Genomic DNA, 15,616 nt, shown 5'->3' with positions numbered 1-15,616 from the left:
AGCCATGCGCGCCGTCGTCTTCCACGCCCACGGCGGACCGGAGCAACTGGTCCTCACCGAGCTCCCTGACCCGGTCGCCGGCCCCGGCCAGGTGGTCGTCCGCGTGCACGCCTGCGCGCTCAACCGCCTCGACCTGTGGGTCCGCAACGGGCTACCGGGCAGCAGGCTGCCGTTGCCGCACGTGCTGGGCAGCGACATCGCCGGGGTGGTCGAATCGCTCGGCGCCGGGGTCGACGCGGCCTGGCTCGGGCGCGCCGTGCTCGTCAATCCGGGCCTGTCCTGCGGGACATGTGAGGCGTGCCTCTCGGGCTGGGACAACCTGTGCCCGCAGTACCGGATCCTCGGCGAGACGGCGCCGGGCGGCTACGCGGAGCGGGTCCTGGTGCCGGCGGCGAACCTGCTGGCCAGGCCCGAGTGCCTCGACACGATCACCGCCGCCGCCGCGCCCCTCACCTTCCTGACCGCGTGGCAGATGCTGACCGTGCGCGCCCAGGTCGGACCGGGCCAGCTGGTGCTAATCCACGCGGTCGGCAGCGGCGTCGGCGTGGCCGGGCTGCAGATCGCGCGGCTGCACGGCGCCCGCGTCATCGCCCTGGCCAGCAGCGAGGCCAAGCTGGCGCGGGCCCGCGAGCTCGGGGCAGAGTTCACGGTCCGCAGCGACGCGCCCGACTGGGAGAAGCAGGTGCGCGCGCTGGCGCCGGTCGGCAAGCGCGGCGTCGACGTGGTGTTCGAGCACACCGGCGCGGCCACCTGGGAGGCGAGCCTGCGCCTGGCCCGACGCGGCGGAACGATCGTCACCTGCGGCGCGAGCTCGGGCCACGCGGCGGTGACCGACCTTCGCCAGGTGTTCTTCCGCCAGCTGCAGGTGCTCGGCAGCACCATGGGCAGCAAGGCGCATCTGCACCGCATCGTCCTGCTCATGGCCCGCGGCGCGCTGCGTCCGGTGGTCGACCGCTGCTTCCCGCTGGCCGAGGCGGCGGAGGCCCAGCGCTACCTCGATCGCCGCGAGCAGTTCGGCAAGGTCGTGCTCACGCTGGACGCGGGCGCGACGTGAGCGGGTCGTTGCAGGGCGCCCGCGTGGCCTATCGCCTGCGGCGGATCTGCGAGCAGGTCGGGGCGCTGACGCTGACGCTCGACATCCTCGCCAGCATCGACGAGGCGCTCGACGACCTCGTGGCGCTCGGTCAGCGCGGTGTGGACGCGGCGGAGATCCTGCGGCTCACACCCTACTTCGGGACGCTGTGGCCATCGGGCCGCGGGCTCGCGCGCTGGCTGGCGACGCTGGCGGCGGATCGCCCGGGCTGTCTCACGGGACAGGTCGTGCTCGAGCTCGGCTGCGGACTCGGGCTGCCCGCGCTGGTCGCGGCGCGGCTCGGTGCGCGGGTGATCGCCAGCGACTGCCACCCCGACGTGCCCGGCTTCCTCGCCGGCAACGCGGCGCTCAACGGGGTGGCGATCGAGTACCGGGCGCTCGACTGGCGCGCGCCGGCCGAGCTCGCGGCCATGCGCGAGCAGCTCGGGGCCCTCGACCTCGTGATCGGCAGCGACCTGCTCTACGAGGCCGAGCTGGCGGGCGCGCTCGGCCCGGCCCTGGACGCGCTGTGCGGGCCCAACACACGGGTGCTGCTCGCCGATCCGGGTCGACCGCACCTGCAGGTCGCGGTGCACGCGATCGAGGCCCGCGGCTTCACCAGCCGCGTCGAGATCGCGGCGGTGCCGTCCAGCCTCGACGACCCCGCGGTCCACGGCGAGCGCCGCCCGCCGCTGCAGGAGCTGTTCATGCTCGAGCTCCGGCGCGCCTAGGATCGATCACCCGGGCTTGGGGCACGCGGCCATGGTGGTCTGGCCGCCGTTGTTGTCCTCGTTGCACTCGAGGATCGCGCCGTCGCCCTCGCTCGCCTTGTCGACCTCGACGTAATAGTCCTGCGTCTGGCCCTCGGCAGGCGCCGGGACCAGCAGCTTGACCTTGGTCGATCCGCCGGGCAGCAGCGCCTTGGCGGTGACGGCGGAGCCGAGCAGCATGCCGGTCGCGTCGGTGCCGGCGTAGAAGTCGACGTCGACGCCCGCGGGCACGCCGAGGGCGCCCTCGTTGCGCACGGTGGCGATGAGCTCGAGCTCGGCCGGACAGTTCACGAGCCCGATCGCCAGCTGCACGGTGAGGTCGGGGGCGTTGAACACGCCCTCGCCCTGGACGTTCTGGCGGTAGTTGTTGAGGCCCTTGACGCCCCAGTTGTCGACCTCGACGTCAGGCACGTTGCCGTCCGAGCCGGCGTTGCTGACGTGGTAGGTGTGCTGCGTCCACACCCGACGCGTCGGGACCCAGCCGTCGCCCTTGTCGCCGTAGAGGAACACGCCCTTGCGCGCCTTGTAGCCCGGCGCGGTGCAGGACCCGACGAGGTTGGCGACGATGAGGATCTCCGAGTTGCCGTCGGCGTCGGCGTCGACCACCAGCGGGTACTCGTGGATCGTCGAGCTCGAGTTCTCGATCTGCAGCAACACCTTGCCGTCGCTGCCCGAGTACACGCGCGAGTAGCACTCGTCGTTGTAGGTGACCTCGGCCGCGCCGTCGCCCTGGAAGTCGAACACGGACGACCCTGTCACGTTGGAGGACTGGTCCTGCGTCACCTGCGACCAGCGGCGGAAGATGGCGCCGGCCTTGGGCACCGGGTCGGCGTTCGGCTTGACGATCTCCTCGCCCATGCGGTTGAGATCGAAGACCGTGTAGGCCGCGGCCGCGGCGATCGCCAGCTCCGGCTTCCCGTCGCCGTCGAAGTCGGCGATCGTCGGCGGACCCCCGAGGCCGCCGCCGGGGATCGTCAGCGGCTGGGTGCGCAGGGCGTTGTTGTTGTCACACATCACGCCGCTGGGATCGACGCCGCACCACAGCTTGCCGGTCTTGCCGTCGAGCACCCGCACCTTGCCGCTGGCCGCGAGGATGACCTCCGGCGTGCTGTTGCCGTCGAGATCGGCGATCGCCGGCCAGCCGTCGGTGCCGTCGAGGTTGTTCCAGAGCTCGGTCACCTTGACGACCGGCGGGTTGCCCGGGGTCCAGTCGACCTTCCACGCCTGCTTGCCGCTGACGATCTCCGGCTTGCCGTCGCCGTCGAGATCGGCGACCGACGACAGCCCGCCAGGGTAGCCGCCTGGCGCCCCGACCAACCCGCCGTTGTTGTTCAGGTTCCACACGACGAGGCCGTCGTGATCGATCAGGCTGGCGCCGAACACGACCTCGGCCTGCAGGTCACCGTCGAAGTTGGCCAGCGTGGCGCCGCCGTTGGCGACGCCGGTGGTGACGGCCTGGTTGTTGGCATTGTGCGCGGTCCACAGCCACTTGCCGGTGTGATCGACGGCGTGCAGCGGGCTCTTGCCGCCGCTCTCACGGCCAGCGTAGACAATGTCAGGCAGGGCGTCGCCGCTGACGTCGCCGACCGCGAGGGTGCTGCGGCCCTGCGAGCCGTACTGCTGCTTGTTGGGGTCGTGGTCGATGATGAACTTGAGCGCGCCGGTCTTGCCGTCGAGCACGGCGACGGCGCCGATCGTGAAGTCGTTGACCTTGTACTTGGTCACGTTGACGACGACCTCGGGGGTGCCGTCGGCGTCGAGGTCGGCGACCGCCGGGCTCGAGATGACCTCCTGATCGATCCACGACCACTCGGGCACCGCGGTGATCATGTCGAAGCTCGGGATCAGCTCGCAGGTCAGCGGGTCGGGCTGCGGCAGGCACTTGTTCAGGGTCTGCTCGCAGTACTCGCCGGGCTCGCAGTCGTAGGAGTCGACGCAGTCCTTGCCCGGCAGCACGCAGAGGTCGCCCGAGCACACCTCGCCGTCGTCGCAGCAGACGGCGAGGTCGGGGCCGCAGCGGACCTCGCTCGCACACGCGGGCAGGCACTTGTCGTCGACGCACTCGTTGCCCGCGGGACAGCACATCGCCACCTGCCCGCAGAGCGTGCCGCCCTCGCACAGATCGGCGCCGCCGGTGCTGCTGCCGCCTGGATCGCTCGTGCTGGTGTCGCTGGCGCTGACGCTGACTTCGGTGAGCGAGCCGCCGGTGGTCAGCGTCGGGTCGCTCGGGCCACCCGTGGTCGAGACGCTGTCGCTGCCGCTGCCGCCGGTGCTGGTCGGGCCGCCGCTGGTCGGCGGCGAGCCGCTGGTCGTCGGCTCACTCGCAGCGCCGGTGCTCGCCAGCCCGCCGGTCCCTGTGTTGCTGTCACTGCCCGATCCGCCGCTGCCCGACCCATCGTCGCCACAGCCCGCCAGCGCCGCCCCGAGCACGAACATCCCACCGATACTCCAACCCAATCGCCAACCATTCATGGCGACGATGGGACCACGTGCACGCGGTCCGATCAACAGCGCGATCGCTGCGCGGTCAGGCGCACGCGAGCGGCCGTGCGGGCAACGCGAGGCACACGCCACGCGCTCCGATCAACAGCGCGATCGCTGCGCGGTCAGGCGCAAGCGGGCGGGCGTCCGGGCAACGCGAGGCACACGCCACGCGCGAAAGTCGGCCCGGGCCGGCGGGGCTCAATCGCGGCCGGCCTGCGGGCGACCGGGCAGCACGCGCACGCCGCTCGTCTCGAGGGTCATGCCGACTGGCGACGGCGACGACGCAGCCCGAGCATCCCGGCCAGCACCACGATCAGCGCGCCGGGCATCTCTTCGCGGTGCACGCTGCAGCCCTTCTTGGTCGCGCCTGGCTCGCCGCCGACGGCCGGCGGATCCTCGGCGCCGCCGAGGTAGGGCGTGCCCGGGTCGCCCTCACCGAGGCCGGGGCGACGGCTGCTGCCGTTGTCCCCGCTGCTGGTGTCGCCGCTGTCGCCGCTGGTGCCGCTGCCTGTGTCACCGCTACTCGTGTCGCCGCCGCTGCCGCTCGTGCTGGGGGCGCTGTCACGCTTCTCCTTCTCGTGCTGCTTCCACTTCTCGGGGTAGGCTGGGATCTCCTTGGGCCGCGCGCGGCTGCTGGCCGCCTTCTTCCACGCGCCAGGGGCGGGGAACCAGGCGCCCGTGGGCGGCTGGAAGCTGATCACGTAGACGGCGCGGCGGTTCTTCTCCTCGTCGACGCTGTCGCCGGTCTGGACCTTGAGCCCGCGCTCACCCATGCCGGCGAAGTAGATCTCGGACCACACGCCCTTGCTGTAGAAATAGTCGGCGATCGCCTTGGCCCGCTGCTGCGAGAGCTTCTGGTTGTCCGCCGGCGGACCGACGGTGTCGGTGTAGCCGCTGATAAAGAGCTTGGCGACGTAGCCGTTGCCCGCCAGCGCGTTGCCGACGGCGGCCTTGGCGTTCTCGACCGCGGCCAGCTTGTTCATCGCCACCGCGGCGGCCTCGTCGAGCTTGGGCGACTGCTCGCCCTTGATGAGCGCCTTGCCGCTGTCGAACACGACCTCGGTGTGCGGGATCTCGATCGCCATCGGCGCGAGGATGTGCTCGCCGTACTGCCCGGCGTCGCCGTCGAAGCGGACCTTGACGAGGAACACGTCGTTGGGGCTGTCCCACTTGAGCGTGACTCGCTCGCCGCCCTTGAACGGCGCCTGGCTGCCGTTGTCGACGTGGATCACGTCGCCGTCGGTGTCGTAGACCTCGAACTTGTAGCTCGTGACATCGAAGGAGGTCTGATAGATCGACTGGTGCTTGTAGACGAGGTCCTCGGCGGTCGCCAGGGCCGTGATCTTGCCGGCCTCACCGGTGACGGCCTTGCCGGTCGCGCGGCTGATCTCGAAGCCGGTCTCCGCCTCGGCCGAGCCGGCGATCATCTTCACCTCGTAGGCCGCCGTCGGCGAGTTCTGCACCCACACGATCTTGTGCTCCTTGCCGGCCTTGATCGGCGGGAGCTGCTTGCGGATCTTCTGGCGGTCACCCGTGATCGTGACCTCCATCTGCGGCAGGTTCTCGTTGGCCCGCACGACGAAGTAGGCCTCGCCCTTCTCGTCGGTGACGCGCGAGAACTCGTAGTTGAAGGGTCCGTCCAGGAGGAGCGCGAGCAGGGCGCCCGCGAGGCTCGGCAACAGTGGCATGGCGATCTCCGGCAGCGGCGACCCACGCGGGCCGACGCCTGCGCCGGGCACCGTATCACAGGCTGCGCCACTTACGGGTGCTGCGCCGGTTACGGGTGCTGCACCTCGACCACGGTACGGATCCCACCGCGGACGTAGAAATCGCCCTCCACCGTCATCCGCAGCGGGGCCACGGCGGCGACCAGGTCGTCGAGGATCTGGTTGGTCACCGCCTCGTGGAAGGCCCCGCGGTCACGGTACGACCACAGATAGAGCTTGAGGCTCTTGAGCTCCACGCAGCGCTCGCCGGGCGTGTAACGGACTCGGATGGTCGCGAAGTCGGGCTGGCCCGTGACCGGGCACAGACACGTGAATTCGGGGCACTCGAAGCGGATCTCGTAGCTTCGCCCAGGCCGCGGGTTGGCGAAGGACTCGAGGGACGCAGTGCGGGGCTCGGACACGGGCGGAAGCTGCCACGAGCCCGCCGCCGCTGCAACGGTCCCAGACTGCGCTCCAGCAGCTTGACAGCCCCACCCCACCCGCGTATTTCGCGGACAGTGGCCAGGTCGCTCGCAGCTCTCGGCCCGGCGCTACTGGCAGTCACGGCCCTCCTGGCCATCGCGGCGGTCACGGCCCTGGCCTGCACGAACGAGGTGCGCGAGCCCTGCGGCGGCGCGTGCGGACCGGGCACCGAGTGCGTCGCGGATCGCTGTCAGGCGATCGCCGAGACCCCCCCCCCCCCCCCGGAGAAGCCGGGCAAGCGCAAGCAGAAGCGCAAGCGCCGGGGCACGCGGACCGGCGGCGATGCGGCCCCGGGCGACGCGACACCGGACGCGGCCGACGACGTTGACGGCCCCCCCGAGGCCCCGCCCCCACCCTTCGTGCCGATCGACGACAGCAAGATCCCGCAGTTTAGCAACGCCGAGGCGCAGACCCTCGACCTCAAGGCCGGCAGCGAGCGACTCTCCGAGGCCGAACTCGACCGTCACTTCGCCCAGGTGACCCCGCAGATCCAGCGCTGCGTCACCACGGCGAGCGCCTACGCCGAGATCCCCGCGGGTAGCCTCAAGTTCAAGCTGCGTGTGCTCCCCAGCGGCAAGGTCGAGAGCGTCACCCTCAGCGCCCCCGCGAGCCTGCGCGTATGGGGCATCCCGAGCTGCGCGCGTCGGGCCGTGTTCGACCACCGCTTCCCCGACTTCGACGGCCCGGCGATGGCGGTCAGCTTCGGCGTCGACATCCAGTGACGCTCACGCGAGCCTGTCCCCGAGGACAGCCAACCGCCGATCCGCCGATCACTTGAACGGTTCGTCGACGTGGGCCTTGGAGCTGGGCTTGGCCGGCGCCTTCTTCGGCGAGCTGTCGCCGCGCTCGCGCTTGATCCACGCGTTGATGCTCGGCGAGATCTTGCCGGCCGACTCGAAGTACTTCATGGCCGCGGCGTCGTTGCCCTGGGCCTGCAGGCACAGCCCGTAGCCGGCCCGCGCCTGGGCCCGCTCGCTGTCCGGGCCGCTCATGCCAGTCGCCTCCTGGTAGAGCCCGAGCGCCAGATCGCAGCGGCCCTTGCGGCGGGCCCTGTCGGCCTGCTCGAGGGTGTCGCGCAGCGCGTCCTTGTCAGCCGCGGCGTCGCTCGGGACATCATCGAGGCCCGGGTAGGACTCGGCCGGCAGCTCGCTCTTCTTGATCGACTTGGCCTTGCCGCGGTCGCCCTTGAGCTCGAGCTTGCTGTCCTTTGAGACAGCCGCTTCGGCGGGGTCGGCCAGCACCGCAGCCGGCTCCGGTGCGGCCGCCCCTGGCGCCTCATCAGCCTGCTTCTCTTCGGCCGCGCCGCCGCGCAGCTCGTCCATCTCCGGCGCCTCGCGCAGCTCGGGGAGCTTCGGCGCGGCCGGGGCCGGGCTCGCCTCGGGCGTGAGCCGGGCCGGCGTGGTCTGCGTGGCCAACGTCGTGGGGGCCTCGTCGCCGGGCTGGACCATCCACAGCAACAGCGCCGCCGAGCCCGCGAGGGCCAGGCCGGGCAGCAGCATCGATCGCCGCAGCCGCTCCCAAAAGCCCACCCGCACCGCCTCCGCGACCTTGAGCTCGCGCGCTGGCGCGGCCGAGCCGCTGCGCGCCGCCTCGGCGAGCACGCCCGCGAGCAGCGAGTCGGACACGTCCTCGAGCGGGAGCTCGGCGCGGGTCATCGCCAGCAGCTCGCGGTACGACTCGAGCCGCTCGCGCATCCGCGGCGACAGTGTGCTGTCCTCGGGAACGTCCTCGAGCTCCGCCGCGGTCCAGCGCTCGAGCGCGTCCTCAACGACGTCGAGCTCGGCCGGCGACCACTCTCCCGCTCGGCCCCCAGCGGCCTCGGAAGACGTATCGTTGCCCGGGTCTGCCATGGCTCCTCAGCGCGGGTCGCTCCGACGGCGACAGGACGATGTTGCACCGGCGGCGACGCCCCAGGCAAGCCGATCGCAGGCCCCACCGCACTGAGCATGGCGACGCAACGAGAGCACAGCGGTGGCGCGAGCGAACATCACGGGGCGGCATGAACGGCCTCCACGAGCCCACGGTCTGGCGAATGCTGCGTGCCGTATCACACGCCTGCCCCGCCGCGCCCGGGCTCGGCCTCGCGGGTTTGCACCGGAGGCACCCAGATCCAGCCGTCCTCCAGCCAGAGATGGTCGAGCTCCGCCAGCGCCGGCGTCAGCGGGTCGCGGACGATCGCGGGCGGGCTCGACGGATCCGGCGCGGGCGCGGCCAGATCGCCCGGCCCCTGCCAGCCCTGGGTCGCCCACAGGAACGCTGTGAAGGCCGAAAGCACCGCTTCAAAGATATGGGGGCTTCGGACCACGATCTCGGGCCAGACGTAGTTGAAGTGCAGCTTCTCGCCAAGGCCGACGAAGATCTTGCGACGCTGCGCCGCGACCTCATCGGTGGGCCCGCGACCGAGACGCTGCACCGTCGCCGTCCCGAACAGGCGGATCAAGGTGGCGGTCGGATGGACCTCGATGAGGTTCTCGTGCAGACGCAACATCGGCGACAGCACGTGGCGCAGGTACGCGGCGCGGGCCGCCAGCGGGCCCATCCCCTGACCCAGCGACTCGCGCGGCTGCAGGCCCGCGTGCGCGAGCAACAGGTCGGCGGCCCGCTGCGTGTACGGCGTGACCGCCGGCTTTCCGCGGTCGCTGCGACCCCGATGGGTCAGCAGCGCCGGGGCGTGCCGCCGCATCCACGCGACCACCGGCACCTCGCAGGCTGGCACGCCCGGGCACGGCAAATTGCAGCGGATGCACGGCGGCAGCGTCAGCGGGGCGTTGATCGCCACGACCGTCTCGTCGTCGAGGTGCCGCTGCACGTAGGCCACCAGCACCTCGTCGCGGAACAGCGGGTCGCCGCTCTCCTCGCCGCTGTCCTCGCCGCCGCCGCGGTGGCCGTGGCGCATGCGGGCCTCGACCAGACGCACGCCGCCGCTGGCCGACGCCTCGAGGCGCGCGACCGCGGTGGTCTTGCCGCGCCCGCCTCCGAGGTTGACGCCGATGAAGCGGGCGAAGCGGCGACCTGTCGCCTGAGACATGTCCGAAGGCACAGGCTCACGCGGGCGCGTCGGGCACCGATGGCCCGCGCTCGTGGAGGTACTGCAGGTACGCGATCGCGGCCGGCAGCTCGAGCGCCGGCAGGCGGTCGATGAGGTCGCGCGCCGTGCGACGCAGGGTCTCCGAGGCGCCCGCGCCCCGCTCGCCCGGCGGCTTCTCCAGCGGCACGTTCGGCTCGGTCGGCTCCTCGGGCTTTCCCCACGGCGGATAGGCGCCGAGCAGCACGTCCTGGCCCGCGAGCCAGCCGTCGATGTAGATGTGCAGCAAGTTGGCGCGGTAGCTAAACCACCGGTCGCGCTCGACCGGGTACGACAGCAGCACGTCCTTGAAGCGGCGGAACGCGCCCTTGCCGTCGATCGCTAGCACCAGCCGCTCGCGCAGGCTGACCTCCTCGACCGAGGCGACGAAGCGCTCCATCCACCGGTACTGCTCGCGCGATGAGGCCGGGTCGAGGTGAACGAAGCGCCCGGTGCTCTTGCTGATCAGCTGGCGCTTCTCTTCATCCTCGGGGCGGCTGTCGTTGATCGTGACGACCTGTCCGTTGCTGAGATCGAGATAGGCGTGGTGATCGGGGGCGTTGTGTTCGAAGGCAGTTTCAAGGGCCGACCAGTCGGGGATCGGCGCGTCGGACGAGATCTTCATGGCCAAGTCGCTTTCGCAAGGGAGGCCCGGTGCACCGCGCGCGACCGCGCTGGTCAGGCGCGGGTTTCGCAAACACGTGATGGCGGGTCGGTCGGTGCGCCCACTCTGGGGGGAATGGCGCGCTCGGCGAGCATAGTCTCATGCCCCTGGGCCGGGCAACACGCGACCGTCGGGTCCGCGCCCCACGACGCGCAAGACTGCCCACGCACGCGCCTTCGCTGCAAGCCAGCCCGATCGCCAAATAGGGGGCCGAGAGCCTCGATCGCCGCGCAGCGTCAGTCTGCCGGCGTTGGCACGCCGAGCCGGGCCCGGAGCTCGGCGAGCTCCCGCTCGAGCGCGTCCACAGGCCGCCCGAGCGCCTTGCGCAGCTCCTCGCGGGTCTGCTCGAGCTCCCAGCGCAGCGCCAGCAGCGTGGCCTGGGTCGCGTCGGGCCGCAGGTCGGTCGGCGGCTCGGCGTGCACCTGCTCTCCGAGAGGCGCCGCAGCCAGCGCCGCGGCCCGGCGATCGCTGACCTCGCTCGCGCTCTGTCGTCGCTGCTGCTCCGCGACCTGATCCTCGAGGTTGTCGACGCGAGCCTGGGCCGCGTCGAGCTGCTCGACCAGCGACTGGCGGGCGATCGCCGCCAGCTCGACCTGCCGCCGCGCCTGCCCCAGCTGGATCTTGAGGTTCTCGAGCTCGGCCTCGCTGCGCTCGCTGCGGCGGGCCTCCTGCGGACGTGCGGCCGCGTGCGGACGCGACACCTCGGCGCTGCGCGTCGCCCCCAGCGCGGCCGCCGGCAGCTCGACCAGCGTCACTCCCTCGGGCTCGGCCGGCGCGTTGACCAGCGCGAGGTACGTGTCGTAGCCCAGGTCCTCGCCGAGCCGGTTGTCGAAGCCCAGGGGCGGCGCGCTGTCATCGTCGTCCTCGCCAGCGTCGCCCTCGTCCTCGTCCTCACGGACCACCTCGCCGCAGTCGACCACCACGGCCACCGCCACCGGCGCCAGCGCGTACACGCGGGCCCGCGCGAAGTGCTGCTCGAGCAGGTCCTGAAAGTCCGACAGCGAGAGCCCGCCGCGGCTCTGCGCCGGCACCGACACGATCACCGTGCGACCCGCGTACGCCCCCTCGGCTGCGGCGCTCAGCAGGCGAAAGGCCCGCGTGTCGAGGCGGTTCTCGAGCCGGCCGCGGGCCCGCGCCGCGAAGCGCGACAGGTTCGCCGTGTCGACCAGGAACTGCCCGAGCTCGACGATCGCAACCTCCCACGGCGCCTGCGTCAGCAGCCCGTCGAATTCCTCGAGCGAGTGCACCCCGCGACGCCGCGGCCCCGCGAGCTCGTCGGGCCGCTGCGCCAGCAACCACACCGTGCTGGCCCGCTCCGGCAGCAGCTCGGCCAACAGCCCCGCCGCCGCGCCCGACAGCCGCCGCGTGTCGCGGAGCGACGCCTCCACCTCCGGGTCGCACACCACCCGCGCACGCCCGGTCCAGAGGTCACGCGAGAAGCCGAGCCGCGCGCACCAGCGGGGCGCCTCCTGGACCACTGGACTCGGCGCACCGCTCACCGACGAGGACGCCGCTACCACCGTCACCCCAGCCGTCACGCCAGATATCACCCCAGCCGTCACCCCAGCCGCCGCGCCAGCCGCCGCGCCCGACGTCGCAGCAGGCGCATCGGCGACGCGTGGCGGCCTCTCGCGGCTGTCAGATCCAGGGGACATGCGGGCGCCCACTCTTTATCCCGCCGACCGGGCCGCTGGCAACGTCCGGGTCGCGTTGCGGCCGCGGGCCTTGGGTGTTAGCTTCCCGCTCCGCCGTGGAAGCCTCCCTGCGCGCCAAGCTGGACAGCATCGCCGATCGTCACGACGAACTCGGAACGATGCTCTGCGATCCCGAGGTCGTACACGACAAATCCCGCTTCCTCGCCCTCTCGCGCGAGCACGGCGAGATCGCCCCGCTGGCGCTGGCGCTGCAGCAGTACGCGCAGGTCGAGGCCAGCCTCGCGGGCGCCGAGGGCCTGCTCGCCGACCCCGACATGCGCGAGCTGGCCGAACACGACGTCCGCGAGCTGCGGACCCGCCGCGACGAGCTCGAGCTCCAGCTCCAGCGCCTGCTGCTCCCGCGCGACCCCAACGACAGCCGCAACGTCATCCTCGAGATCCGCGCCGGCACCGGCGGCGAGGAGGCCGCGCTGTTCGCCGCCGACCTGTGGCGCATGTACATCCGCCACGCCGAGCGCCGCGGCTGGAGCGTCGAGGTGATGAGCGTCAGCGAGGCATCGGCCGGCGGCGTCAAGGAGATCACGGGCCTCATCCGCGGCAAGGATGTCTACGCCATGCTCAAGTTCGAGAGCGGCGTGCACCGGGTCCAGCGCGTCCCGGCCACCGAGGCCCAGGGCAGGATCCACACCTCCACCGCCACGGTCGCGATCATGCCCGAGGCCGAAGAGATCGACGTCGTCATCAACCCCAAGGACATCGAGCTCCAGACCATGCGCGCCAGCGGCTCCGGCGGCCAGAGCGTCAACACCACCGACTCCGCCGTCCGCCTGACCCACCTCCCGACCGGCCTCGCGGTCCACTGCTCGCAGGAGAAGTCGCAGACCAAGAACCGCGACATCGCCATGCGACTGCTGCGCTCGCGCCTGCTCGACCGCGAGATCCAGCGCTACCAGGCCGAACGCGCCGCGCAGCGCAAGGGTCAGGTCGGCACCGGTGACCGCGCCGAAAAGGTCCGCACGTACAACTATCCGCAGGACCGCATCAGCGACCACCGCATCGGCCTCACCCGCCACGCCCTCAATGACTTCATGGACGGCGACATCGACGAGGTGATCGCGGCCCTGCGCGCCAGCGACGAGGCTCAACGCCTCGCCGAGGCCCAGAGCTCATGAACCACGGACGGGTTGTGCGCCGGGCCATCGCCCGGCGCACAAGCATCCTCACGTCACTCGATCGTCACCCGATCACGGCGCCACGCAGACCATCGCGCCGCCGGGGCCGGCGTGCGGGCAGTGCGTGTTGGCATCGGCCATCGCTACGCCCGCGTGGTAGAGGCGGCAGCCGACCGTGTCACCCGTGGTGTCGGCACCCGTGCCGGGATACCAGTCGCCGCACTGCGCCAGGCAGTCCGCGGCGTCGATGTAGAGGTTGAGCTTGTCCGTGCAGTTCTTCAGGTACGTGTCGCAGTAGTCCTGGCAGATCGGCGCGTCGGGCGACACACAGACCATCGCGCCGGTCGGGCCAGCGTGCGGGCAGTGCACCTTCGCATCGACCTGGTTGGCGACGCCGACGTGGTAGAGGCGGCAGCCGAGGCTGTCGCCGGCGGTCTCGCCGGCGATGCCGGGCGGCCACTGCTTGCACTGCGACAGGCAGTCCTGATCGTTGGCGTACTCGCTGAAGTCGGCGCAGCCCGTGGCGTACAGGGAGCAGTAGTTCTCACAGGTCAGCTCGACCGGCTCGCCGGTGGTGCCCGAGGTCGAGTCGCCCGTGGTCAGCGGCTCGGTCGTCGCCGGGTCGGTCGTCGGCTCGACCGTGGTCGGGCCGGTGGTCGTCGAGTCATTCGTCGCGCTGCTGGTCGACGCGGTGGTCGTCACCTCGACGGTGGTCGAGCCAGCCGTGGGATCGGTGCTGCTGCTACCGGCGGAAAGGGTGTCGCCCTTGTCGTCGCCGCACGCCGTGAGGGCGACGGCAAGCATGGAGATTGTGAGCCAGGATGGATTACGCATCGGTCAAGTCCTTGTAGGGTTGCTGCGAGAGAGTATCGCAGCGACCGTACAAAGCGACAGCCTTCCGCAAAGAATCACTCGCCCTCGATGCTACATCGCCCGCCCCCGAGTGCCCTTCGCGCCGTGCTGCACCCGACACACCACGGCGCTTCAGCGGCAAATTCCAGACTTGCGAGCGATCCACGAAGCAGGCACGCTCGTACCGCACCGCCGCTCGTGGGTCGACTGACCCGCGGCGTTTGAAAATCAGGGGTTTAAGAATGAACACAACACGCAAGAATGCGGGCCTGTTTGCCCTCGGCCTCGTCGCCGCTGTGGCGATGCCGCTCCTCACCGACACCGTCCACGCCGCCGACCACGTCGACGCGCCGAAGACGAAGGCCTTCCTCGCGGGCGACATCACGGACGTGTACGCCTGGCACACCGGCGACGGCAAGGTCGTCGCCGTCCTCGACTTCGCCGGCTTCGGCGAGGCCGGCTTGCCCGCGACCTTCGACGCCGACGTGCTCTACACGATCCACATCGACAACAACAACGACAACCTGCCCGATCAAGAGGCCCACATCCGCTTCGGCAAGAACAGCAAGGGCGCCTGGGGCGTGCAGGTCAGCGGCCTCCCGGGCGGCAAGCCGGTCGTCACCGGCCCGGTCGAGACCACCATCGACGCGGGTATGGGCCTGCGCGTGTACGCCGGCCTGCGCGACGACCCCTTCTTCTTCGACCTCGACGGCTTCAACAAGACCGTCCAGACCGGCACCCTCAGCTTCGACAATAAGCACGACACCTTCGCCACGACCAACGTCACCGCGATCGTCGTCGAGATGAGCACCGACGCGCTGGTCGGCAACGGCAAGACCTTCCGCCTCTGGGCGTCCACCCGGGTCAAGCCGTGAGCACGGAGGACACGATCATGCATCCGCTCAAGCGCATCTCCCTGTCCCTCGTCCTCGCCACCGCATTCGCCACCGCCTGTGGCGACGACGGCAGCGACACCGACAACTCCAGCACCGGCGGCCCGATCACGGCCACCAACGCCACGGCGACCGACACCCCGACCACCGCCGACCCGACCGCCGACCCGACCAACGGGGCCACCACCAACGACCCGTCCACTACCAACGATCCGACCGACCCCACCGGCGATCCCAACGACCCCTTCGTCTTCGACGAGACCCCGCCGGAGCAGCTGGTCCAGCTCGACCGTATGGGCATGCCGGCCGTCGCCACCGCGGTGATCTCGAAGGAGCTCAAGGACAACTACAACGCGTCGACGCCGAGCGACGACGCGGCCAGCACCTTCGTCCCCGACATCGTCATGAACCTCGTCGGCCTGCACGCGGCCCTCGACGACGACCTCATGACCCGCAAGCTGGTCCCCTGCGCCAAGGACACCTGCGTCGCGCAGGCCGCCCCGCTGGTCGTTCCCGATACCCTGCAGATCGACATCAGCAAGCAGGCGGGCTTCCCCAACGGCCGCCGTCTCACGGACCCGTGCGTCGACATCACCCTCGCGGTGGTCATGCTCGACCTCTCGGCGCCGGGCCAGACCGCCGCGACGCTGGCCGACGTCCCGGTCAACCCGCCGAAGAACGACAAGGAATTCGCGCCGGAATTCCCCTACCTCGCCGCGCCCCACTGATCGCCGCCACCGATGCTCACCGCCGCGGCCCGCACGACGACCTCGTCTCGCGGGCCGCCGCTGTTTCCGGAGT

General features: G+C 71.2%; 14 protein-coding genes. 6 read left to right on the top strand and 8 right to left on the bottom strand.

Annotated features, from left to right (window positions below; genetic code table 11):
• The first annotated feature begins 4 nt into the window (after positions 1–4).
• Positions 5–1,054, top strand: coding sequence for a zinc-binding dehydrogenase (locus IPJ59_RS21555; RefSeq protein ID WP_293273124.1), 1,050 nt, complete (start codon positions 5–7; stop codon positions 1,052–1,054).
• The gene (locus IPJ59_RS21550; RefSeq protein WP_293273123.1) at positions 1,051–1,803 is read left to right on the top strand and encodes a class I SAM-dependent methyltransferase; all 753 of its coding nucleotides are present in this window, start codon (positions 1,051–1,053) and stop codon (positions 1,801–1,803) included. Before IPJ59_RS21555 ends, IPJ59_RS21550 begins: the two co-directional genes overlap by 4 nt.
• Positions 1,804–1,809: 6 nt before the next feature.
• On the opposite strand, the gene IPJ59_RS21545 is transcribed toward IPJ59_RS21550, so the two are convergent.
• From IPJ59_RS21545 to queF, 3 genes are all read right to left on the bottom strand, one after another.
• Positions 1,810–4,278: a CARDB domain-containing protein gene (locus IPJ59_RS21545; protein WP_293273122.1), complete on the bottom strand. Its 2,469-nt coding sequence runs from the start codon at positions 4,276–4,278 to the stop codon at positions 1,810–1,812.
• Positions 4,279–4,583: 305 nt separating this feature from the next.
• A complete protein-coding gene (locus IPJ59_RS21540) occupies positions 4,584–6,014 on the bottom strand; it encodes an OmpA family protein (RefSeq protein ID WP_293251242.1) in 1,431 nt (476 codons plus the stop codon).
• A gap of 89 nt (positions 6,015–6,103) precedes the next feature.
• Positions 6,104–6,454, bottom strand: coding sequence for a preQ(1) synthase (gene queF / locus IPJ59_RS21535; protein ID WP_293251240.1), 351 nt, complete (start codon positions 6,452–6,454; stop codon positions 6,104–6,106).
• Between the two features lie 96 nt (positions 6,455–6,550).
• Here queF and IPJ59_RS21530 point away from each other — a divergent pair, with 96 nt between their 5' ends.
• On the top strand, positions 6,551–7,237 hold the full coding sequence (locus tag IPJ59_RS21530; RefSeq protein ID WP_293251238.1) for a hypothetical protein: 687 nt from the start codon (positions 6,551–6,553) through the stop codon (positions 7,235–7,237).
• Positions 7,238–7,285: 48 nt separating this feature from the next.
• Here IPJ59_RS21530 and IPJ59_RS21525 read toward each other — a convergent pair whose 3' ends face one another.
• The 4 genes from IPJ59_RS21525 to IPJ59_RS21510 all read right to left on the bottom strand — a co-directional run bounded on the left by IPJ59_RS21525 (position 7,286) and on the right by IPJ59_RS21510 (position 11,763).
• Entirely contained in the window at positions 7,286–8,365 is a 1,080-nt protein-coding gene (locus IPJ59_RS21525; protein ID WP_293273121.1) for a tetratricopeptide repeat protein, read from the bottom strand.
• 197 nt (positions 8,366–8,562) lie between these two features.
• On the bottom strand, positions 8,563–9,543 hold the full coding sequence (locus IPJ59_RS21520; RefSeq protein ID WP_293251234.1) for a DUF429 domain-containing protein: 981 nt from the start codon (positions 9,541–9,543) through the stop codon (positions 8,563–8,565).
• Positions 9,544–9,559: 16 nt separating this feature from the next.
• Positions 9,560–10,204 carry a UPF0158 family protein gene (locus IPJ59_RS21515; RefSeq protein WP_293251232.1) on the bottom strand — a complete coding sequence of 215 codons (645 nt, stop codon included), beginning with the start codon at positions 10,202–10,204 and terminating at the stop codon, positions 9,560–9,562.
• A 275-nt stretch (positions 10,205–10,479) separates the two neighbouring features.
• The gene (locus tag IPJ59_RS21510; protein WP_293273120.1) at positions 10,480–11,763 is read right to left on the bottom strand and encodes a hypothetical protein; all 1,284 of its coding nucleotides are present in this window, start codon (positions 11,761–11,763) and stop codon (positions 10,480–10,482) included.
• 230 nt (positions 11,764–11,993) lie between these two features.
• On the opposite strand from IPJ59_RS21510, the gene prfA reads away from it, so the two are divergent.
• Entirely contained in the window at positions 11,994–13,070 is a 1,077-nt protein-coding gene (gene prfA / locus IPJ59_RS21505; RefSeq protein WP_293273119.1) for a peptide chain release factor 1, read from the top strand.
• A 72-nt stretch (positions 13,071–13,142) separates the two neighbouring features.
• Here prfA and IPJ59_RS21500 read toward each other — a convergent pair whose 3' ends face one another.
• The gene (locus IPJ59_RS21500) at positions 13,143–13,874 is read right to left on the bottom strand and encodes a hypothetical protein (protein ID WP_293273118.1); all 732 of its coding nucleotides are present in this window, start codon (positions 13,872–13,874) and stop codon (positions 13,143–13,145) included.
• 290 nt (positions 13,875–14,164) lie between these two features.
• Between IPJ59_RS21500 and IPJ59_RS21495 the strand changes: the two genes are divergently transcribed.
• Complete coding sequence (locus tag IPJ59_RS21495) at positions 14,165–14,797, top strand: DUF4331 family protein (RefSeq protein ID WP_293251224.1); 633 nt, start codon at positions 14,165–14,167, stop codon at positions 14,795–14,797.
• 17 nt (positions 14,798–14,814) lie between these two features.
• Positions 14,815–15,543, top strand: a complete 729-nt coding sequence (locus IPJ59_RS21490) for a DUF4331 family protein (RefSeq protein WP_293273117.1) — start codon at positions 14,815–14,817, stop codon at positions 15,541–15,543.
• Positions 15,544–15,616 lie beyond the last annotated feature (73 nt).

Source organism: Nannocystis sp. (assembly GCF_016714285.1).
GTDB lineage: Bacteria > Myxococcota_A > Polyangia > Nannocystales > Nannocystaceae > Nannocystis.
Note: the sequence above shows the minus strand (reverse complement) of the source record. Positions and strands in the feature narration are given on the sequence as shown.